The sequence below is a fragment of the Dolichospermum flos-aquae CCAP 1403/13F genome (assembly GCF_012516395.1).
Lineage (GTDB): Bacteria > Cyanobacteriota > Cyanobacteriia > Cyanobacteriales > Nostocaceae > Dolichospermum > Dolichospermum lemmermannii.
Window position 1 is genome coordinate 3,322,531 of the sequence record NZ_CP051206.1, and the last position, 19,957, is coordinate 3,342,487.

The 19,957-nt window shown below is 34.7% G+C and carries 18 protein-coding genes and 4 pseudogenes; 13 read left to right on the plus strand and 9 right to left on the minus strand.

The window, feature by feature from the left end; all coding sequences use genetic code 11:
• The first annotated feature begins 301 nt into the window (after positions 1-301).
• The 5 genes from HGD76_RS16105 (at position 302) to nadB (ending at position 4,907) form a co-directional block, all read left to right on the plus strand.
• Positions 302-550 carry a FitA-like ribbon-helix-helix domain-containing protein gene (locus HGD76_RS16105; RefSeq protein WP_168696382.1) on the plus strand — a complete coding sequence of 83 codons (249 nt, stop codon included), beginning with the start codon at positions 302-304 and terminating at the stop codon, positions 548-550.
• 3 nt (positions 551-553) lie between these two features.
• Positions 554-985 (plus strand): type II toxin-antitoxin system VapC family toxin, encoded by a 432-nt coding sequence (locus tag HGD76_RS16110; RefSeq protein WP_168696383.1) that lies wholly within the window; start codon positions 554-556, stop codon positions 983-985.
• Between the two features lie 501 nt (positions 986-1,486).
• Positions 1,487-2,167 carry a DUF3120 domain-containing protein gene (locus HGD76_RS16115; RefSeq protein ID WP_407644815.1) on the plus strand — a complete coding sequence of 227 codons (681 nt, stop codon included), beginning with the start codon at positions 1,487-1,489 and terminating at the stop codon, positions 2,165-2,167.
• A gap of 306 nt (positions 2,168-2,473) precedes the next feature.
• Positions 2,474-2,902, plus strand: a complete 429-nt coding sequence (gene psbU, locus HGD76_RS16120; protein WP_015081139.1) for a photosystem II complex extrinsic protein PsbU — start codon at positions 2,474-2,476, stop codon at positions 2,900-2,902.
• Between the two features lie 298 nt (positions 2,903-3,200).
• Positions 3,201-4,907 carry an L-aspartate oxidase gene (gene nadB / locus HGD76_RS16125; RefSeq protein WP_168696385.1) on the plus strand — a complete coding sequence of 569 codons (1,707 nt, stop codon included), beginning with the start codon at positions 3,201-3,203 and terminating at the stop codon, positions 4,905-4,907.
• 415 nt (positions 4,908-5,322) lie between these two features.
• Here the strand turns inward: nadB and HGD76_RS16130 are convergent, their stop codons facing one another.
• The 6 genes and pseudogenes from HGD76_RS16130 to HGD76_RS16155 form a co-directional block, all read right to left on the minus strand.
• Complete coding sequence (locus HGD76_RS16130; RefSeq protein ID WP_168697441.1) at positions 5,323-6,960, minus strand: IS1634 family transposase; 1,638 nt, start codon at positions 6,958-6,960, stop codon at positions 5,323-5,325.
• A gap of 369 nt (positions 6,961-7,329) precedes the next feature.
• A pseudogene (locus HGD76_RS26405) lies at positions 7,330-7,425 on the minus strand (SWIM zinc finger family protein); the annotation flags it as partial.
• 211 nt (positions 7,426-7,636) lie between these two features.
• A complete protein-coding gene (locus HGD76_RS16140; protein WP_168696386.1) occupies positions 7,637-8,125 on the minus strand; it encodes a PIN domain-containing protein in 489 nt (162 codons plus the stop codon).
• Positions 8,115-8,369 carry a UPF0175 family protein gene (locus HGD76_RS16145; protein WP_168696387.1) on the minus strand — a complete coding sequence of 85 codons (255 nt, stop codon included), beginning with the start codon at positions 8,367-8,369 and terminating at the stop codon, positions 8,115-8,117. Before HGD76_RS16145 ends, HGD76_RS16140 begins: the two co-directional genes overlap by 11 nt.
• Before the next feature lie 195 nt (positions 8,370-8,564).
• On the minus strand, positions 8,565-8,726 hold the full coding sequence (locus HGD76_RS25475) for a four helix bundle protein (protein WP_325064809.1): 162 nt from the start codon (positions 8,724-8,726) through the stop codon (positions 8,565-8,567).
• Positions 8,650-8,859, minus strand: a complete 210-nt coding sequence (locus HGD76_RS16155) for a hypothetical protein (protein ID WP_168696388.1) — start codon at positions 8,857-8,859, stop codon at positions 8,650-8,652. The genes HGD76_RS25475 and HGD76_RS16155 overlap by 77 nt, the downstream gene beginning before the upstream one ends.
• A gap of 98 nt (positions 8,860-8,957) precedes the next feature.
• Here HGD76_RS16155 and HGD76_RS16160 point away from each other — a divergent pair.
• The 8 genes and pseudogenes from HGD76_RS16160 to HGD76_RS16190 form a co-directional block, all read left to right on the plus strand.
• Positions 8,958-9,467, plus strand: a pseudogene (locus HGD76_RS16160) (transposase); the annotation flags it as partial.
• A gap of 839 nt (positions 9,468-10,306) precedes the next feature.
• Positions 10,307-11,425: an HlyD family secretion protein gene (locus tag HGD76_RS16165; RefSeq protein ID WP_267904375.1), complete on the plus strand. Its 1,119-nt coding sequence runs from the start codon at positions 10,307-10,309 to the stop codon at positions 11,423-11,425.
• A gap of 12 nt (positions 11,426-11,437) precedes the next feature.
• Positions 11,438-11,617 (plus strand): annotated as a pseudogene (locus tag HGD76_RS26445) (permuted SH3 domain-containing protein); the annotation flags it as partial.
• Between the two features lie 190 nt (positions 11,618-11,807).
• Positions 11,808-12,362, plus strand: coding sequence for an ABC transporter permease (locus HGD76_RS16170; protein WP_168696390.1), 555 nt, complete (start codon positions 11,808-11,810; stop codon positions 12,360-12,362).
• A gap of 67 nt (positions 12,363-12,429) precedes the next feature.
• Positions 12,430-13,929 (plus strand): TolC family protein, encoded by a 1,500-nt coding sequence (locus HGD76_RS16175; protein WP_168696391.1) that lies wholly within the window; start codon positions 12,430-12,432, stop codon positions 13,927-13,929.
• 295 nt (positions 13,930-14,224) lie between these two features.
• A pseudogene (gene eno / locus HGD76_RS16180) lies at positions 14,225-14,863 on the plus strand (phosphopyruvate hydratase); the annotation flags it as partial.
• A gap of 33 nt (positions 14,864-14,896) precedes the next feature.
• On the plus strand, positions 14,897-15,316 hold the full coding sequence (locus HGD76_RS16185) for an element excision factor XisH family protein (RefSeq protein WP_027400758.1): 420 nt from the start codon (positions 14,897-14,899) through the stop codon (positions 15,314-15,316).
• Positions 15,304-15,639: a XisI protein gene (locus HGD76_RS16190; protein ID WP_168696392.1), complete on the plus strand. Its 336-nt coding sequence runs from the start codon at positions 15,304-15,306 to the stop codon at positions 15,637-15,639. Before HGD76_RS16185 ends, HGD76_RS16190 begins: the two co-directional genes overlap by 13 nt.
• Before the next feature lie 55 nt (positions 15,640-15,694).
• On the opposite strand, the gene HGD76_RS16195 is transcribed toward HGD76_RS16190, so the two are convergent.
• From HGD76_RS16195 to HGD76_RS16205, 3 genes are all read right to left on the minus strand, one after another.
• Positions 15,695-16,009: a hypothetical protein gene (locus HGD76_RS16195; protein ID WP_168696393.1), complete on the minus strand. Its 315-nt coding sequence runs from the start codon at positions 16,007-16,009 to the stop codon at positions 15,695-15,697.
• A 158-nt stretch (positions 16,010-16,167) separates the two neighbouring features.
• Positions 16,168-17,049 carry a DMT family transporter gene (locus HGD76_RS16200; protein ID WP_168696394.1) on the minus strand — a complete coding sequence of 294 codons (882 nt, stop codon included), beginning with the start codon at positions 17,047-17,049 and terminating at the stop codon, positions 16,168-16,170.
• A 3-nt stretch (positions 17,050-17,052) separates the two neighbouring features.
• Positions 17,053-19,920, minus strand: a complete 2,868-nt coding sequence (locus tag HGD76_RS16205; protein WP_168696395.1) for a hypothetical protein — start codon at positions 19,918-19,920, stop codon at positions 17,053-17,055.
• Positions 19,921-19,957 lie beyond the last annotated feature (37 nt).

Consider the following 19,957-nt stretch of genomic DNA (forward strand, 5'->3'; position numbering starts at 1 on the left):
GAATATTTGAATATTATAAAATACAGTTATACCAACAGTCAAGAAATAACAATAAATAATTTAACGGATAATTTATTATCTAACATCCTAAAATCTGTACTTCCCATAGACAATCAAACAACAACATCCTGTAAATCCTTTAATCCTGGACATCCTGATTCAGACAAAAAAATCCTCAAAATCCCCACATCAAATAAACAACAACATCCTGAAAGTCTTTTAATCCTGGATATCCTGATTCAGACAAAAAAACTCAAATTGATAGTGTATAATAAACATATCCTTTAATTCTAAATTGATTATGACTAATATCACAATCTCTAACCTTGATGATGATCTGCAAAATCAGTTACAAAAAAGAGCAGAAAAACATGGACATTCCCTAGAACAAGAAATTACAGAAATTCTCCGTCTTGTTCTCTCAGAAAATCATCAAAATCCTATCAATTTAGCAACTCTAATTGAAAACCGTTTTGCCAATTTTGAAGATTTGGAATTACCAGAAATAGAGAGAGAAGCGATTCGCACAGTGTCAATATTTGCAGAGTAGAAAATGATTATTCTGGATACAAACGTCATTTCCGAACTAATGAAAACTCAAAAATCAGCAATAGTTCGTGAATGGGTAGCAGCACAACCTTTAATGAGTTTGTTTACTACAACAATTACTCAAGCAGAAATTCTCTATGGTATTGCTTTACTTCCAGGAGGAAAACGACGAGAAGAACTTAGTCAAACAGCACAACTAATGTTTTCTGAAGACTTTGCTGGACGAGTTCTAGATTTTGATCAAAATGCTGCTGTAGCATTTGCTTATATTGCATCTCAACGACGAAAAAATGGTACTCCAATTTCTCAACCTGATGCTCAAATTGCTGCTATTTGTTACACTCATAAAGCAACTGTAGCAACGCGCAATGTTACTGATTTTGAAGGATGTGGTATTTCTATTATTAATCCTTGGAAACCTGAATCAATATATTAGTAAGTCGTAGCTGTTTATGAAATTTCGATTTTGAAATTTTACAACTCTATAATATTTTGTTTCTCGATTTATATATATGAGCGCACACTTTTCCACTCATATCATAAGCATACCTAAAACTCGGAACTCTGTCAAGCCCCCTAGCTGAAATCACCAAAACTCGTTAAAATATTGATAAAATTCTCAATAATAATGAGAATAGACTCCCATTAGTTGAGAAAGTCCTTTTTTCAAAAATCCCATACAAATAACTTATAGTTTAATCACAAGACTCCCAACTTCTTTGATTAATCTGGTGATTTATCAATAGTATTGCAAAAGTCAGATCCCCGACTTCTTAGAGAAGTCGGGGATCTTGTTGTTATTTATGTATAATCAAGATGCCCCTAGGGGGGATTTTCAGTTATGATACTCTAGATAAGTAAAGTTTAGTAACAAATATTAAAAACTTTGATTAATCATACATTTCCTTCCTACCCAGCTACTAACCCGACGTTAGATATTGATGACAGCCTTAAAAATCCTTCTTTACCAAACTTTATCTCTTCCCGACAAAGTTGGTTGATATTTTTAGCATCAGTATTTTTAGTATCAGTACCAGTGTTCATGGAAGCACCATTAGTGCGCTCATTTCCCACTATTAGCGTATTAATGACAGGCTTTTGGGTGTGGATCAGTATTAGATTAATGTCACGTCCCCAAACCTATCTGTGGGGAGATTTACTTTTTGGTTTTAGCTGGACTTGGTTAACAGGCGCAATTTATTGGGGTTGGTTAAGATATGAACCAATCTGGCATATACCTATAGAAGCACTAGGATTACCCTTTGCTGTGTGGTGTTTAGCGAAAAATTGGGGTAAAGTCGGCAATTGGTTTTACCTCGGTTCTTTACTAGGAACGGTTTTAACCGATATTTATTTTTATTTAGTGGATTTGATGCCTTATTGGCGACAAATTATGAGAACAGATCCATCTGGTGCTTCACAAATCTTACAGAATGCCCTAACACAAGTCCAAACACCCTGGGGACAAGCCTGGGCAATCATTCTTGCTCTCATTCTGATGACTGTAGGAACAGCTTCTTTACTCAATAAACAATGTCATTGGTATGCCTTTGGAGGCGCAGTTTTGAGTACAATCTTAGTAGACAGTCTCTTCTTATTAGCAGCAGTTCTGGCGTGAAATTCCCATGAATTTAGGTAAACACCGAAAAATGGGCGCAAAGGTGCTATCAGGTCAGATTTTTGGCAAAAGTCAAATCAAACCAAATAGTCGTAAATATTATGGATATTGATCCGCTGTATATTAGTTTTTGATGACTGTTGTGCAAACTCTCAAGCTGAAACCATGAAGCTAAACCATGAAGAAACCAGGATCAAGTTAGAAAATAAACTGCTCTAACACCCTTAAACTTCCGGCTTATGCCCTAAAGTTCATAGCTTTTGGCTGCAAAATTTTATTATTCCTTGAAAAAAAGAGGTAAAAATCGTGAAAGCATTGGTGCGTTTATTCAGTGTATTTACATTGTTGCTAGGTTGTTGGGGAATGTTGGGAACTACCCAAACAGCCCAAGCTACTGGCTTCAATAGCTTTGTGGGAAATCAAGTCCCCGTTTTAGCAATTGCCCGCCAAAACAAAGCAGATCAGAAGTTGGCAACAGAGTTTGGCAAGAAAATTGATTTGAACAATACCAATATGCGGGCTTTCCAAGATTTTCCTGGACTGTATCCCACCCTGGCTAAGAAGATTGTCGCTAATGCTCCCTACGAAAAAGTAGAAGATGTATTAAATCTGCCAGGATTGACCGATAGACAAAAAGAACGTTTGCAAGCTAACTTAGCAAATTTTACAGTTACAGAATTAGAGCCTAACTTCAATGAAGGGGACGACCGTATTAATAACGGTATCTACAGATAACTAAGGACTGGGAATTGGGAATTGAAAACATATTCCCAATTACCCATACCCTAAGAGGATGTTTGAAAAGTGGTATTCCGTAATTTTCATCACATTGCTACCCCCCTTAGTCCCCCCTTGTAAAGGGGGGAAACAATAAAAATCCAGTTCCCTCCCCTTGACAAGGGGAGGGTTAGGGTGGGGTAAAAAATATTTGATACATCAACCATAACTTTTCAAACACCCTCTAAGTTGAGATCTTAAATTTTGGGCTGTAAATCCCAAAAATCATCCAAATCACAAAAATCATAATTATCCCTTGCCTGATATAAATATTCCTAACCAATTTGATGTTTTAGTAGTCGGTGCCGGTGCAGCAGGACTATATACAGCCCTATGTCTACCCGCATCCTTACGAGTCGGCTTAATTACTAAAGAAACAGTTTCCCTATCCGCCAGTGATTGGGCGCAAGGTGGCATAGCCGCAGCCGTAGCCCCAGAAGATTCTCCTCAACTGCATATTGAAGACACATTAAAAGCCGGGGCTGGTTTATGCGACATCGCCGCTGTCAAATTCCTCGCCGAACAAGCCCCCAGTTGTATTCAATCCCTGGTTAACTTAGGCGTAGCGTTTGATCGTCATGACAGTAACTTAGCTTTAACCCTCGAAGCAGCCCATTCTCGTCCTCGTGTGCTTCATGCAGCCGATACCACAGGTAGAGAAGTCACCACCACACTCACAGATCAAGTCCTGCGTCGTCAAAATATCAAAGTAATTCAGCAAGCTTTGGCTTTGAGTTTATGGATAGAACCCCAAACCGGTCAATCTTTGGGAACTAGCCTATTTTATCAAGGTAAAATTACCTGGATTAGAGCCAGGGCTGTCATTTTAGCTACAGGTGGCGGTGGTCAAGTATTTGCCCAAACTACTAACCCAGAGGTAAGTACAGGTGATGGTGTAGCCATTGCTTGGCGGGCAGGGGCAATTCTCCGGGATTTAGAATTTGTCCAGTTTCATCCCACAGCCCTAAGTAAACCAGGACGTTTCCTGATTAGTGAAGCTGTGCGTGGAGAAGGGGCGCATTTGGTGGATGACACCGGGCGACGTTTTGCCTTTGATTACCACCCAGCAGGGGAACTAGCACCCCGTGATGTGGTCAGTCGAGCTATTTTCAGTCATTTACAAAAAACGGCTGCTGATATGGCTACAGCGAATGTCTGGTTAGATATGCGCCCCATTCCCGCTGACAAAATTCGCCATCGTTTCCCGAATATCATCAATGTTTGTCAACATTGGGGCATTGATGTCTTTACTCAACCCATTCCTGTGTCACCTGCTGCCCATTATTGGATGGGTGGTATTCTCACAGATGTCATGAATGCCACGAATATTCCCGGTTTATACGCCATTGGAGAAACTGCCAGTACGGGAGTACATGGTGCTAATCGTTTAGCCAGTAATTCGTTGTTGGAATGTATTGTGTTTGGGGCGCAAATGGCTAATGTTGACTATGAAAAATTGCAACTGGGAAAACAGGAATCTGCTAATATTATTGAAACTGAAAGTTTGGCAGTTAACCCATCTCTAATCGAGTGGGAAAATCAACAAAGACAACTAAAAGAAATTCGCCAAAATTTACCCCGTGTAGTTTGGCAAAGTGCGGGTATTTGTCGAGAAAAATCAAGTTTAGAAAATGCCATTTCTCAAGTTACATCTTGGCAAGAAGACTTTGCGGCTTTACCTTTAAGTCAATTATTATTGAGTTTAAAACCAACACAATCAGTTAATTTTCAACAGCCACAAATTGAAAAGGAATTGCGGCTTTGGGCAGAAACTCGTAATTTATTAGATATTGCCGAATTAATTCTGAAAAGTGCTGTTTTTAGAACCGAAAGCCGAGGTGGACATTACCGTTTAGATTACCCTCAAACTGATCCTAATTGGCAATTTCATACTCTTGTCCAAAATCAGGAATGGGTAATGGGTAATATTATCTCCGGTGGTTCTACTCTTCCCTTTATGTAAGTAAGTAGACGAAAATAAATCAAAGTAGACTAAGTAATGTAATAAATCTGGAGATGATTTCGTAGTAAGAGGGTGTTTGAACCCACATTCCGCACCCCAAAATGTTACAGAGGGAAATTACGGAGATGAAAATCAAAGGGAGCATCAAAACAAACAGATAAAGTGAAAAAAGGCATTTGAGAAACAGTAAATCACCAAAAATGTCATCAAAATCTATTCTCAATAAGAAGCAATAAGAATGCACACCACCTGGAGAGGTCAATGAATAAGCGAAAGGAGATATTCAAGAAATAATTATAAGTTAGACTAATCAATTAAAGTAAAAAACGAAATTATAGACATAGTAAAATGGAGCTATAAATCAAAGAGATTAGCTCATCTTTACTCATAGAAATTAAATTGATAGAGATGATAATTAGCTGACTAATTGATAGTAACGTAAACAATCATCTGGTAAAAGACTCAAGATAAAATCTCTGTCCTTATTCCAATTAGAAATATGTTTCTCCTGACTGAGTGTAACCAAATGAATACACTGAAAGCATTGAAAAATCCAGCGTAAAGTAGGACGATTAGTTGCTTTGCCTAATTGATTTTTAATTGTTGATTTAGACTCCAAAAGAGCATTTCTAATATGACGTTGAGCCAAAGTATAAACCAGTAGACATAAACCCATAATCATTCCCAAAGACTCTATTCTCTCAGGACTTTTGAGGAAAATACTGTCGGCAAAAAATAATGGGTCTTTGAGAAAACCAAACCCTCTTTCACATGATTGTTGAGCTTTATATTCCCTGAGCATAGAATCATTGCTTAGTTCCTTTGAATCTAAAACATTTGTCGCAATAATAAAACGTCCCGCACTCAGCAATTCTGTATTAATTTTACTTTCATCCTGGGAGACTGTAGCTGATATTTGATAGGATATTTCTCCTGAAGTATCTTTTTTATTAGATTTTACTTGAGTCACCGTACTTTCGTGAATTTGATGATATTTGAATTGTTTTGATAATTTTGATAATGCCTTGATAGCATCTGCAACACATGCAAATCTCTCTTGTGATAACTTTTTCAAATCTTGCACAGCTTTTGATTCTGCTTTGGTAATTTTTTGTGTGAGCTTATGCAGGTCTGATTCTTTTCTTTCTTGACTTTGCACTACTAACCATCTTTGTTCTATCCCTGCATAATTTTGGATTTTTGATGCTAATTTATATCCTGGTATTGTACTATCAATAAATTCTGATTCTGCTAATGTTGATATTAATGATTTTGCTGCTTTTATGCTTAATGGTACTCGACATAACCAACGTAATTCTGACATCATTTTCAGGTTTGATTCTGTATATAAAGCAGCGTCAGCAACCATGAGACTATTAACTTCTAATTGTTTTTGATATTCTACTGCTATTTTACCAAAACATGATGAGTCAGCTTGGTTTCCCGATGCTAGTTTTAAAAATATTGGTATGTCTCCATCTCCTGAACATATCATTTCTATGATAAACTGTTTTAAGTCTGGACGATGGTCACGAGAATAACCGTAGGTGATGGTTATTTCTTTTGGTGATTTTACTGCTAATTCTTCTAATTCTTGGTTATTTCCTACTTTTTGACTCTCAAATATTACGAATGGTAAGCTAGTGTTATACTGCCCATGCACGTGCATTGATGATGAGTCTAGATGTGATGTTGATAGTGATACTCCAAATTTTTGAGCAGCTTTTAAGGCTATGATAAAAAAGATTGTATCTAAGCCTTTTATAAACAGTTTATCCATGACTCTCCCCAATTTATCGTCGTTGAGATATTCTGGTTTTACTCCTGCTCCTATTAAATGCTCACAGGCTATTGTTTCAAAATATTTGGGAAACATATATAACGGTTTGGAGACAAATCCTAACCCGTTTATTATCATGGCTTTTACCACTTGACCTGCATTTACTTTTTCGTCTTTTTCGACTCCTATTAATTCATTTATTATTTCTACTATTCCGATTGAATCTATGATTCCTGCTACTATCCCTAGATGGTCTATGTTCTGAATTTCCATTTCTTGAGGTTTTAATTTCACAACAGTTTCCTCTCATACTTCTGTTGTTATCAATTATTTCTTATTTGGTTATCAATTCATTTTTTTCTTTTGTTACCAAGTTTCACTTTCTCACACCATTTCGCTTTTAATGCTATTTATTATCATTAAGCATCTTAATTTTTGAATTGACTTTAGTTATTATGTACTACTTTAAGGGCTTTTTTGATCTGTGACAGTTTGGGGTGCGGAATGTGGGTTTTATTATCATGTCACTATAAGTATTATTACAGCAAAAATCAACGTATTTTGATTCTGTTTTTTCGTAATTACACGTCGCTGGTTTCGCTGGGTTCACCGATTTTTTTTTGCAAAATTGCACTTACATCTGAGTTTATTCTGAAGTTCCTCCTTTGATAACCCCCGCAATTCAAATAACAGAAATGGGTTATTATCCAATTGGGACGCAACTAAATAATAAACCCCTTGGGAAGAAGAAATAGATAAACGATAAGCACTATCAACGGCATTATATAAATCGATGATTAAGCGTTCTCTGAGGTTGCGAATGGTAGATGAAAGTAAGTTTTTAGCTTCTGGGGTTAACATGAATTTGGGAATTGGGAAACGTAACCTAAGATTTTTAATTAATTATTGGAAATTAAGCTATTTACGGTCAATATTTTAGCCAAGGAATTTATTCACCAGCTTGTTGTTTTAGTATCTTAATCATATTATCTGATAACCATAATCCAGCATTAAGTAAAGCCTCAATTCCAGGAGATATACTAGAAATTAATCCTCGCTTTTTTGCTAAAATTAATAAACCTCCCGTACCCATAGTAATAATATTTAATGATTGACCACAACGCCGAGCCGCCCTATCATCTACAATAGCTGCGTAATCTGAATGTTTTAAAGCTAGACTTAATACCTGTGATTCTCCTTTTCCTAAATCCCAGGCTGCTACTTCAGGTGCCATACTATCAATTATTACTCTTTTTATCCAAGGAACAGTAGATAATTGTCTTGATGCCATATCTTCTGCTCTCCCTTGAGTAACTTCTTCAAATACACCTTCAGGAACTAAAATTTCTGTAAATAATTGTGGTAATAATTCTGATTTTTGACTTTTAAACAGCACAATTAGAGGTGAGGAATTAATGATTATACGATTAATCAACATTTGACATTTCCTCAGCTAATTCTGCGACTGTATATTGCATAAAATCAACTTGATAACGAGCTAAAGCATGAATAAACTCTGTCCGAGTTAGTCCACATATTTCTGCTGCTTTATTTTGAGATATATCACCTAATTCATACCATTTAATGGCGGCGGCAATTTTCATTTCTTGAACAAATTCTTGAGGATTTTTACGCAGTGCAGAAAATGCGCTGTCTGGTAATTGAATGGGTATGGTTTTCATAATTGGGGAATTGGGAATTGGTTAATTATGGCGAGATTTTAGATAGGCGTTGACTTTTCGGGGTAGTTCGGTAATTATTGGGTTGATTTTTGCTATTTTGTCACTGTTTAAAAGTTTGCGACAATAGGCTAATTTTAAAAAACCAATTTTTTTATATAATAAGCCTCTAGCAATTTTAATAAACCGTTGATTATCTTAATAATTGTACTGTCCCCTACCTTCCGCAATATTAGCACAAACACTATCAGTCAATCTAACAATTTGTTTACCTATAATATCCTTAGCAAATGTATCCCATTTTTGTATAATAAACCAAATTCCATTCGCCAGCTTTTCCCCCAATTCCCAATTCCCCAATAGCTACTTCTGCTACCGCAGTATCAGTTAAGTCTGTTTCGATAATACCAAGTTGTTGAATACCATCCCATTGGTGACAAGTTAAGGAAAAGGGAAAATTGTCAAGGGTGGTATTTGGAGTGGTCAAAAACATGGGAAACTCAGTCTAGACAAGTAATTGAGCGATTGAGTCCAACCATGACAACCAGTAAAAAAAACAACAGAGACCACGCAAAAAAGAAACAGCGACCAATGGTGGAAGATGAAGTAATAGCCAAGCAATTGGAAAGATTACTGACACCAGCGATTACAAATCAAGAAAATTACTACCGAAAACTAGGACTTAGAGAAAGGATACTGAATTTACCGTTGATGATGGCTGCGGTGTTAACCTTATTATGGCGAGACGTAGCCGGGGTCAGAGAAGTGACAAGAATGTTAGCCAGAGACGGTTTTCTGTGGTGTAATCCCACAAAAGTTAGTCAACAAGCCGTATCACAGAGATTTTTGACATTTCCATCGGAATTATTTGAAAAAGTATTTAAAGATTTATTGCCTAGTTTGAGAACAGCGTGGCACAGTAGAAATAAACGTCCCTTGCCAGAAAGTATTCAATTTACCTTATCAAGATTTGAGAAAATTTGGATAGTAGACGGATCAACATTGGAGGCATTGTTTAGGAAATTACAAAGTTTGGAAGAAGCTCATTATGGACAATTAGCAGGCAAGATGAGTACAGTCATTGATTTAATGACCCGCCTTTTCCTGATCTCCAGCGGGGGTCTGACGAGTTTTTTTTCAATAATTATCCAAAAACCGCTTGACAAAGCACAATCCATACCAGCATACTTTTTAATTGCCCAATCTCAACCTAGTATTGGTGATACGGTTCAATTTGCCGTTGATGCAATCCACAAACTTAGACAACAAGGAAAGATTAATCTTCGTCGAGATGGTAATTACACTTTTGATGATGTCAGGATTGAGATAGATAACGCAAAACCAGAGTTGCTGAATGAAAATCCACTCCCTGGAGGATTTTATAATCCTTTTGCAAATTGGATCACAATTAAAAATCCCAAACAAGACATATCTGTGACTGTTCAAGTAGTAGGTTCTAACTCTTATAAATCTATAGGTTACAGTACACCCAAGCGTGTTCCTGGTAAATCTATTGATTTGTGCTGTACAATTTACAATCCTAGATAAAACTTTCTCTTACTGTTTAGTAACTAAGGAGATTACCATGAAAAACCTGCATAAATTACTAATGACCACCACCGTCATATTTTCTATATTTGGGTGGAATATTCACACAACTCAAGCACAAAATAGCCCCAAATTAATTGCTGCTTATAGTTCAACTAAGGGCGACAGTGACGTAGGAATAAAGCAAGACTGTATTTCATGCTTTTTCCACTTTCTCAACTTGCTTGGGTGCTTCTATTTTGTTGAATAGTCGGATAGCTTCATTAAAGTTGGTGTGGCTTTTTTCGGTTTGACTAATTTTTTGATATGTTAAGCCAAAGCTAACTCAAGACAAAGTAGAAGATAAAATTACTGGTGAAAGTGGTATATTAAAATTAGATAATCAAAGAAATATTAAATCTCCAATCACAGGAACAGTAGAACAAGTTTTAGTCAAAATTGGCGACAAAGTTAAGAAAGATCAAATTTTAATCCGTTTGCGAGATACAGAAACACAAATTAAATTACAAGAATTTGCATCTGATTTAAAAGATAAAAATTTACAACTGCTTGATAAACAGTCATCTTTAAAAAAAGCAGAAAGTAAATTATTAGAAACTCAGCAAGAATACAGAAATATTCAAAGTACCTATAGAAATGATATTAACAGGGAAAAAGATGAGAAAATAAGGGAAATTCAAAAGCGTAAATTAGAAGTTACCAGAAAAAAACAAGCATTAACTGTTAAAATAACCGATTTAAAAGAAGCAAAGATTAAATTACAAGAAAATAAACAACTTTTCGCTAAGGGGTTTATTTCGGAAACTGAATTAAAAGAGCAAGAAAAGAAAGTTATTCAAGCTGAAACAGATTTAAGTAATGCTAAAGATGAATTATCTTTGAGTGATTTAGATTTACAACAACAGAAATTAGAATTACAAAGTTTTTGGCAAGATGTGAGAAATAACAAATCTGAACCCCAGCAAAAATTGAAAGAAGCTAAATCTAAAATTGACCAAACTGTACAAGAATTAAACCAAGCTAAATTAGCACTAAATCAAATTATGAGAGAAATAGATAAACTCAAAATACAACGTCAAAAAATTGCTGAAGAATTAAGAAAAACAGTAATTACTTCTCCTATTGATGGTGTAATTCTCAATTTACAAGCAAAATTAGGTGATGTAATTGAACCGAAAGGAGATGTTTTAGTTATTGGTGATCCTACTCAACAAATTGTGGAATTAAAGTTATCTCCTTTAGACGCAACTAAGGTTAAAATTAGACAAAAAGCGGAAATTAGTATTATTGGTTTTCAATCACAGAAATTAACTGGTAAGGTTCAACAAATATCTTTATTAGCTGGAGATACCCAAAATAATAATCAAGGTGTAGATAATGTCAAAATTACAGCAATTGTGGGTTTAGATCAAATGAATAAAAATATTGTTCCGGGAACTCCAGTGACAGTTGCTTTAATTATCGCTCAACGTGATCATGTGACAGTTATTCCTAGTGAAGCTATTCAATAAAATGAATCAGAAACATTTGTTTGGATAAAAGATCAACAATCTAAGGCTTTTAAAAGAATAATTAAACCTGGTTTACAAGGATTAGATAATATTGAAATTAAATCAGGGTTAAAACCAGGAGATGAAATATTAATTCCCACTTTAGAAAATCCTTTAAATGAGGGAGATCATGTTGTCATAAAAATGCAGTAATAATATAATATTGTAGTCAAACCCATAGCCCGCCTGGGAATGAATTCCCAGTCTAATAGCAAAAGTCATCTGAAGATGACTAAATAAACATAAAACTCTTTAGTAAACTTTAGTTTACTTTGGTTATTAGCCCGGAAATTCATTTCTGGGCGGGTGTGGAAGCAAACAGATAAGCCATTTCTAACTTAAGTTGACAAGTCCTTTTTTTGATAAAATTACCATTACTCCTAAGAATCCAGAAAATATAGAACAACTCCAAAATCAAGCAACTAGCATTTTAAGGAAAAGATTCCCTAATGTAGATATTTACGCTTCTAGCAATGTTGAACAGGTGAAAAGTTTAGAAAAAGTCTTAAATGGTGTAACTATTATCCTCTTGGTTATCGGGAGTATTGCTTTATTTGTGGGGGGTGTGGGAATTGCTAATATTACTATAGCATCAGTTGTGGAACGTACTTCCGAAATTGGTTTAAGACGGGCTATTGGTGCTACACAAAAAAATATTTTAATTCAGTTTTTACTAGAAGCAACTTTTATTAGTATGACAGGAGGAATAATTGCAATAGTTACTGTACAAGGGATTACAATTATAACTGTAACTCTCTTGAATTTACCCTATCAATTTGGTTATGAAACTCCTTTAGTTTCTCTCAGTTCTGCTATTATTGTAGGTATTATTTCTAGCTTTTTACCTGCACTGAGAGCTAGTAAATTAGATCCTGTTGAAGCTTTACGCTCTCAATAAGCAAGGTTTAGAATAATGTTAATGTTGGGTTTCCTTGCGTCAACCCAACCTACTTAATTTTTTTACTATGAATCGTTTTTTATTACCAATATCATCTTTGCTTTTGATTTTACTGTTTCCGGGTTTAGGAAAATGTCAAAATATAGCTAATCCACCAAGTTTACCAAAATCTAATTCTGATTTACAATTACTATTAAATAACTCTAGTCAGGAATTACCTTTAAAATTAGCTGATGCTGTTTATTTAGCTTTGCAAAATAATAGAGATTTAAAAATAGCGTATCTGCAACGTATTTTAGATCAAAAACAATTAGCTGAAACTGAATCTCAATTTAACCCAACATTTACACCACAGCTATCTTTAAATGTGACTAATAATCAAACTGGTAATAACACCAATAATAATACAACTGCGCTTTTGGGTGCTAATTTTAATTTAAAAGTTCCTACAGGTGGTAATTTAAGTTTAACATGGCAAGGACAAAATCTTTTATCTCGTACTAGCTCATTAGATACTTCCTCAGATACAAATACTCTGAGTCAAAGCATCAATCTTAATTTTAGTCAACCTTTATTAAAGGGTTTTGGTACGGGATTAAATACTCTGAGTATTCAAAGAGCCAGATTGACAGAAAATGCTAATATTTTGAATCTCAAAAATACTACTTCTCAAACAATTACTAATACTATAGTTAGTTATAGAAATTTATTATTAGCTCAAGAAAGACTGAAAATTGAACAATTATCTTTTGCTAATGCTAAAAAAGATTTAGAGAGATTACAAGCATTATTTGAATTTGGGAGAATTCCTAAAAATGATTTGGTTGAGCGTCAAGCTGATATTGCTCAACAAGAAGTAAATTTAGTGAATACACAATCAAGTTTAGAACAAGCAATTTCTGAATTAACTAAAATTATAGATTTACCCATAACAAAAAAACTAATTGCTCTGGAAAAACCTGATCCTCCAACAAGTTTAAATTTACCAGCTTTTACAGAAATGCTAGAATTAGCTAAAGCGAATAATACTGGTTATCTTGCTGCTGTTAATGCTGTAGAAAATGCTAAATTTGGGATAACAGAAGCTAAAAATCAACAACAATTGGATTTAAAATTAAATGTGAGCTATGGGTTTAATAGTGCTTCTAATACTCAAGATACAAATAATTTGAGTTCGTCTTTAGTCTTAAATCGTGAATTTGGTAATCTCAGTCAAGATAATGCGGTAGTTAAAAGTGAGATTAGCTTACAGAATGCTAATTACACTTTAGCAAAAACTCAGGATAATTTGAATGAGGAGTTGAAAAATAAAACTCGTAATGTCAAAGATACTTTTAAGCAAATTGAGTTAGCACAACAAGCACGAAAGTTAGCAGGATCAAAAGTGATAAATGCTAAGGAAAGAATGAGATTAAGTAGTAATATTTCAATGACGGATATTATTAACTTTGAAAAAAGTTTAGTTGATGCTCAAAATCAAGAACTTAATGCTATCATTAATCATCTTAATAGTATCACTCAACTAGAACAGTTTTTGGGAGTTACTTCGAGTAAATGGGTTAAATAATACTATTATGAGGATTTTCAGGATTGTGTACATAAATATTGAAAATGGCAATTAATGTATTCAAAATAAGTAAAGTATAAATAATCCTGTACATCCTTTAATCCTGTACATCCTGATTCAGACAAATTCCATGTTTCCTTCCATACTCAGCGAGCATTACCACCCGTCACGATTGGAAATCTTCTTTAATGTCAGCCGATTTTCCCCCAGAAACACATAAACTAGCGATTGGGTTATTAGTAAACTGTAAAGGTTAAACCCTGACGACATACTCAAAATCAAGGACAAACCACGAATGACTAAATTTCTAGACACCGCGATTGAAGCCATTGTCTCCCGCGAAATCCTCGACTCACGGGGAAGACCTACACTAGAAGCGGAAGTACATTTAGCTGGTGGTGCAGTCGGACTAGCTCAAGTTCCTAGCGGTGCTTCTACAGGCACATTTGAAGCCCATGAACTGCGGGATGGGGATAAAAGCCGTTATGGTGGTAAAGGAGTCCTCACGGCGGTAAAAAACGCCAATGAGATATTAGCACCCAAATTATTAGGGTTGGATGTCCTCAACCAAGAATTGTTAGACCGGACAATGATTGCTACAGATGGTTCTTCTAACAAATCTAACTTAGGCGCAAATGCCATTTTAGGTATTTCTTTAGCAGCAGCCAAAGCAGGTGCAGCAGCTTTAGATATTCCTCTCTATCGCTATTTGGGTGGACCTTTGGCGAATTTATTGCCAGTCCCCTTAATGAATGTGATCAATGGTGGAGCGCACGCATCCAATAACGTAGACTTTCAAGAGTTTATGATTGTTCCTATCGGTGCGCCTTCTTTTAAAGAAGCATTACGTTGGGGTGCGGAAGTATTTGCCACTCTTAGCAAAGTGTTAGATGATAAAGGTTTGCTGACAGGTGTGGGTGATGAAGGTGGTTTTTGTTAAGCTAAAGTTAATATTCTTGATTTAGTAATGCCACAGTACGATTTATATCACAATCAAGTTAAAAATGCTCTAACCAAAGATGGATGGGTAATTACCGATGACCCCTTTATACTAGAATACAAAGGCTTGCGTTTATATGCTGATTTAGGAGCAGAAAAATTATTTGCTGCCCAGAAGATGCAGCAAAAGATTGTAATTGAAATAAAAGTTTTTAATAGCCCTTCTTTAATTACAGAATTAGAAAAAACATTAGGACAATATAATATTTATGTTAGTTTAATTAAAAGAATCAATCCAGAACGTAAATTATATTTAGCGATTCCTGAAGCTGCTTATCAAGACTTTTTTCTTAAACCAGCTATTCAAGATATTTTAAGTGATCAACAGCAGATTAATTACATTATTTTCGATCCAATTCAGGAGGTAATTGTACAATGGATAAGTTAGAAAAATACAGAAGAATTATAATTAGTATTGTTGGAAATCACGCTAAGTATAAACCTAGTCATGGAAAAATTGAGGCTTTATGTATTTGTGATCAAGAATCTGATAATTATTTGTTAATGGATACAGGTTGGGATAAAACAGGTAGGGTTCATGCAGTGGTGTTTCATTTGCGAATTATTGATGGGAAAATCTGCATTGAATGGGATGGTACAGAAAGGGGAATAACTGGGGAATTATTGGAATTAGGAGTAGGAAAGGATGATATTATTTTAGGGTTTATTCGTCCTGAATATCGGCAGTTTACAGATTTTTCTGTGGCTTAAAACACAGCAATTACTACGGTGCGTCAGATGTCAAAAATCAGTTCATCTGCAAATTTCACGGTTTATCTGCAAATGCCATACCGCAATTGGGACAATGAATATCAAAGCTACTCCAAACAGATGTTTTATGATAGTCCCAATAATAGCCATGTTTAAACAATTTTGTTGAACAATTCCAGCAATAGTTTATGTGTGTTTGATGTCCACAAGTTCTACAGTCTGCCGTGTATTTTTTTGCACCTTGTTTTGGGTGAAGATTTACGCTGGTACTACCACAATTCAAACAAAATAAATCATTACTAGGTTGTGGATCTTTTGTAGTTCCATTGTTTGCATTTTTATGACTTTCTAAAAGATACTCAAAAGCCATTCCAATTAATTTTTTTAGGTTATCTGTAAAATTTGGTTTGTGGATAATATATCCATATTTGTGAAATGGAAATGTAGGTTCAAATATGATTCCTTCGGTGAGCTAGGCACATCACCCTCTTGAACAAGAGCGATCGCTTTAAATCCACAAGATACAGATTAGGAGAAAGTTAATAAACAAATTCCTAACACCATAATTGCACTACCGAAAAACCTTGTTCTGATGTTTTTTTCCTTAAATATCAGATAACCGAATCCTACACCCATCAATAGGCTAGTTTGTCTCACTGCAACAGAATTAGCTGCTACGGTTAACCCTACAGCAGTTACATGACACCACATATCTACTGCTTTCAAACTTCCCAATAAAACCAATTTAGAGAAATTTGTTCTTAGCTGAAAAAACCAATTGGGAGAAAAAACCACAACTATCGGTAACATCATCAATGCTGTACAAAAATACAAAGCAGCCGAAAATACCAAAGGAGAAGAATTTTTAGCTCCTATTTTGTCAAGGGATGTTGTTAATGCCCAGAGTGCTGCTACTATAATTATTAACCGCGATGATTGGGTATTGATTATAGATAATAAAGGGGCAAAATAGTTGTTTTCTTTGGATTTTAAGTTCAAGAAATAAGCACCTAAACAAATTAAACTAATACCAATTATCTGGATATTATTCGGCAGTTCTCCCAGAGTAAAGGGAGAAGCTATCACTAAAAATAGGGGAGAAAAACCCATTAAGGGAACAGTTAATGACAGGTCTCCTAAGCGCAAAGCCCTCATATATAAAATGCCGCCAACTGTAGATAAAGTGGCATCTGCTAACAAAGCCCACCAAAAATCTTTACCAATATTAGGAATAGGTTCGGGAGATAATAATAACCAAGGGATATAAATAATCAGGGTAAAAGCTCTTAATCCCCAAGCGACTAAATATTCATCTAAAGGGCGATCGTCTTTGTTAGTAACAATTTTACTAAAGACATCTCGCAGAGATTCAAAGGTAGCCGCCGCCAGTGAGAAGTATAACCAAGTCATTATCTAATAAAGCCTAATTGTTAGTTTTGCTAAATTATCAGCTAGAAATGTAATTTTATCCCCAGAATTTAATGCGATAAAGGATTCTTCTAAACCGTTTAATATATTTTGAATAGGAGGTTTAACATAATGCTCAACGATGATACTTTCTGGTAAATTGGTAATAATTAATTGTCCAGAAGCATGATAGGTAAAATTAGCATCTTCGACAAAGCCTTCATACTCAACTTCTTTGATTTCAGATGAAACTTGCTCGCTATGATGAGTAATTTGAAGATTTCCTTCAACATCTAATATTCTAACGGGAGTGGTTTCTGTGGTTTGCACTTGAATTTTTCCTGATGAAGTAATTTTCTGAGTCAACTTGATTTGTTTCGCGTTTGAACCGTAGTTAGGAAAGGACAGCTTATAGTGATAAGAATTTTCCAAGTAATGTTTTTCGATTCGCAAAATTTGTGAATCATCTAAAATATTGTGTAACGATGGATCAGTATTAGAAGTCGAAATTAATACGGTTAGCTCAGGTGAAGAATTAGATGCTTCAGAATAAATGGAAATGGCATCTTTAGAGGTATGGTTATGACGACAAATGAGAATGGCTTGTATATGATCGTTATTTAACAGCGCATTTAAGGCTTCATCCCCTTCGATTTGGAGAGCAAAACTAGGATTAATATGCTTGATTAAGTTTCTGTGGTTAACGTTCGAGGTATCGAGTTGATAATTCCATGTATGGTTGTTCGTCGTTAATTCAAAGTTGGCTTGATGATTTTGAGGATCAATATCAATTCGGTAATCAATTTTATTATTCTGATTTTGGGTTGTTAAGTAGCCAGAATAAAAATTACTTTCAGGATAGGGGGTTAATGTAATCGCTTTTTTGAGTAAGGTTTCTGGATTTTCAAGAGACTGAATGAAATCTACTAATTCTGAATCTAACCTGTTGAGTAAGTTAACAAAAGTTTGTTCGTCTAGGTTAATTTGATAGTCATTACTCCAGTTAAATTGTGCGGATTGAAGATGCAATGTATATTGATTTTGATACGTGGGGATGAGACGATAATTGATTTGGTAACTTTCATTATTACTGGATAAAGTTCCTGTGTATTGATTATTAGAGCTTTGCTTAGTGATCAATTTTAATGTGTTAATAAAGTCTAAAACTTGATCAGGATCAACGACTTCTGAGAAGAACTCTTGAAAGAGTTTATTTTGATAGTTAGCAATATTTTGACTGTTGATAATTCTTTGGCTATTTTCTGTGACAATAATGTTTAATTGGGTATCTGTATTGGGTTCATCATTGGCGATAAAAATGCCAGTAATGGTTTCAGGAAAAGCACTATTTATTTGAATAGTTGTTTCTAAGGTTGTAGAAGATTTTGGTTTGATGGCGTTGATAAAACTTGTTTTGGCTGTATTTAAAATAGTAAAGCTTGAAGCAAAAATAGGCTCTTGAGTAAGTTTATAGAAGTCTGCTAAGATGATCTCAATTTTTTCTGGATTATTCTGAAATGATTTGATTGTTTGTTGATAAATGCGTTGATAAAATTCTGAACTAGATAAATTTTGAGAGTTGTCTAGGATGCCTTTAAAGTAACTGATTTGTTCAGCAATAGAAGAAAAAAGTCGAGTTCCCGATACAGCATCAAGTTTTATAAAAAGCTCTCGATAATACTCTAACATTTTTTCTTGGTTGATTTCGGTAATAAAAGTAATTTCAAAATCTCTTGGATCACCGAAAAGTTCCCCAGTTTTAGATGACTCTCTAACAAATTTAAATTCTCCACTGCTTATTTCTTGAGAGAAGTAAGAAGTTTGAGTTAAAATCATTATTATTGTCAAAATACTGAAAATATTATATTCATGATTACGAGAATTTCTTTGAGATAAATTGTCTATAAAAACACTGAGTAAATTATTTCTCTCAGATTCTAATTTACTAATAAAATTGGTTCTCTGAGTAGACAAATAATTAATGATTTCACGTGAACATCTCACCCATTCTGGCATAGAATATCCATAAAGCTTATAATAATCTCTTCTTAGATCGTCCCTATCATAATCTAAATTATGTCTTGCTGGATACCATTGAAAATGTTGTTTAAAACCATGAAGAGAGTAACAAGTCTGGTCTCGTATTGAAAAAAGAGGATTTTTGTCTTCTTCTTTGAAAGAACGTCGTTCAACTGGCCACATATCTTTTCTGTCTATATACTGTCTATAAAGCTTTCCTTTATCTACATCATCTGGGAAATAAGATGGAAACTCTTTGTACTCTATACACGATGTGATGATACTTTTCATGGGTGTTTCCGTCATTGGCTTATCCAACTCAGAAACTAACAATAACTGCTCAATGTTAATAGAAAATATTTTCTCTGGCGTTGCCGATAATTTATGCTTTAAAATTCGAGCATACTTGACGAAATTTTTATCGTCCTGATTAACCACTATATTCCATTTACTATCATTAAATGAAACTTCAATATTTCGACTCTCATCATTCTCAATAAGCAGGGCAATCTCCAATACCCTTTTTCCATCTATCGTACTCACAATAGCCTGAATAGAAGAAGAATTATCTGCATTATTAACCTTAGACTGAAACTTTAAAGAATTAGCCAATTGAATTAGATTTTCAGGAATTCCAGACTGGATAACTGCATCGAAAATCTTATTTTCATAATCAGATAACTGAACACCGTCCGTAATGTTATTAATGACTTCTCCATCATTAATAACCTTTATTTCCTGAATCCCTAATTGGTTGTCCGTGAGAATTTCCAGTTTTTCATTCTCAATCATTACCTCTGTAGTTGTCTCCAGAGTTTTAGACTTGATCTTCTGAGAAACGTAAGTTACTGACATAGCTACACTCCTTAAAATTGATGTACAAAAGCAGCGA

Bases quoted from the DNA above. Each gene is read 5' to 3' on its own strand.
- HGD76_RS16185 (WP_027400758.1), top strand. From the start codon at position 14,897: ATGCCACAGTACGATTTATATCACAATCAAGTTAAAAATGCTCTAACC.
- HGD76_RS16110 (WP_168696383.1), top strand. From the start codon at position 554: ATGATTATTCTGGATACAAACGTCATTTCCGAACTAATGAAAACTCAA.
- HGD76_RS16175 (WP_168696391.1), top strand. From the start codon at position 12,430: ATGAATCGTTTTTTATTACCAATATCATCTTTGCTTTTGATTTTACTG.
- HGD76_RS16190 (WP_168696392.1), top strand. From the start codon at position 15,304: ATGGATAAGTTAGAAAAATACAGAAGAATTATAATTAGTATTGTTGGA.
- HGD76_RS16105 (WP_168696382.1), top strand. From the start codon at position 302: ATGACTAATATCACAATCTCTAACCTTGATGATGATCTGCAAAATCAG.
- HGD76_RS16155 (WP_168696388.1), bottom strand. From the start codon at position 8,859: ATGTTTTTGACCACTCCAAATACCACCCTTGACAATTTTCCCTTTTCC.
- HGD76_RS16195 (WP_168696393.1), bottom strand. From the start codon at position 16,009: ATGGCTTTTGAGTATCTTTTAGAAAGTCATAAAAATGCAAACAATGGA.
- HGD76_RS16130 (WP_168697441.1), bottom strand. From the start codon at position 6,960: ATGGAAATTCAGAACATAGACCATCTAGGGATAGTAGCAGGAATCATA.
- HGD76_RS16145 (WP_168696387.1), bottom strand. From the start codon at position 8,369: ATGAAAACCATACCCATTCAATTACCAGACAGCGCATTTTCTGCACTG.
- HGD76_RS16200 (WP_168696394.1), bottom strand. From the start codon at position 17,049: ATGACTTGGTTATACTTCTCACTGGCGGCGGCTACCTTTGAATCTCTG.
- HGD76_RS16205 (WP_168696395.1), bottom strand. From the start codon at position 19,920: ATGTCAGTAACTTACGTTTCTCAGAAGATCAAGTCTAAAACTCTGGAG.
- HGD76_RS16140 (WP_168696386.1), bottom strand. From the start codon at position 8,125: ATGTTGATTAATCGTATAATCATTAATTCCTCACCTCTAATTGTGCTG.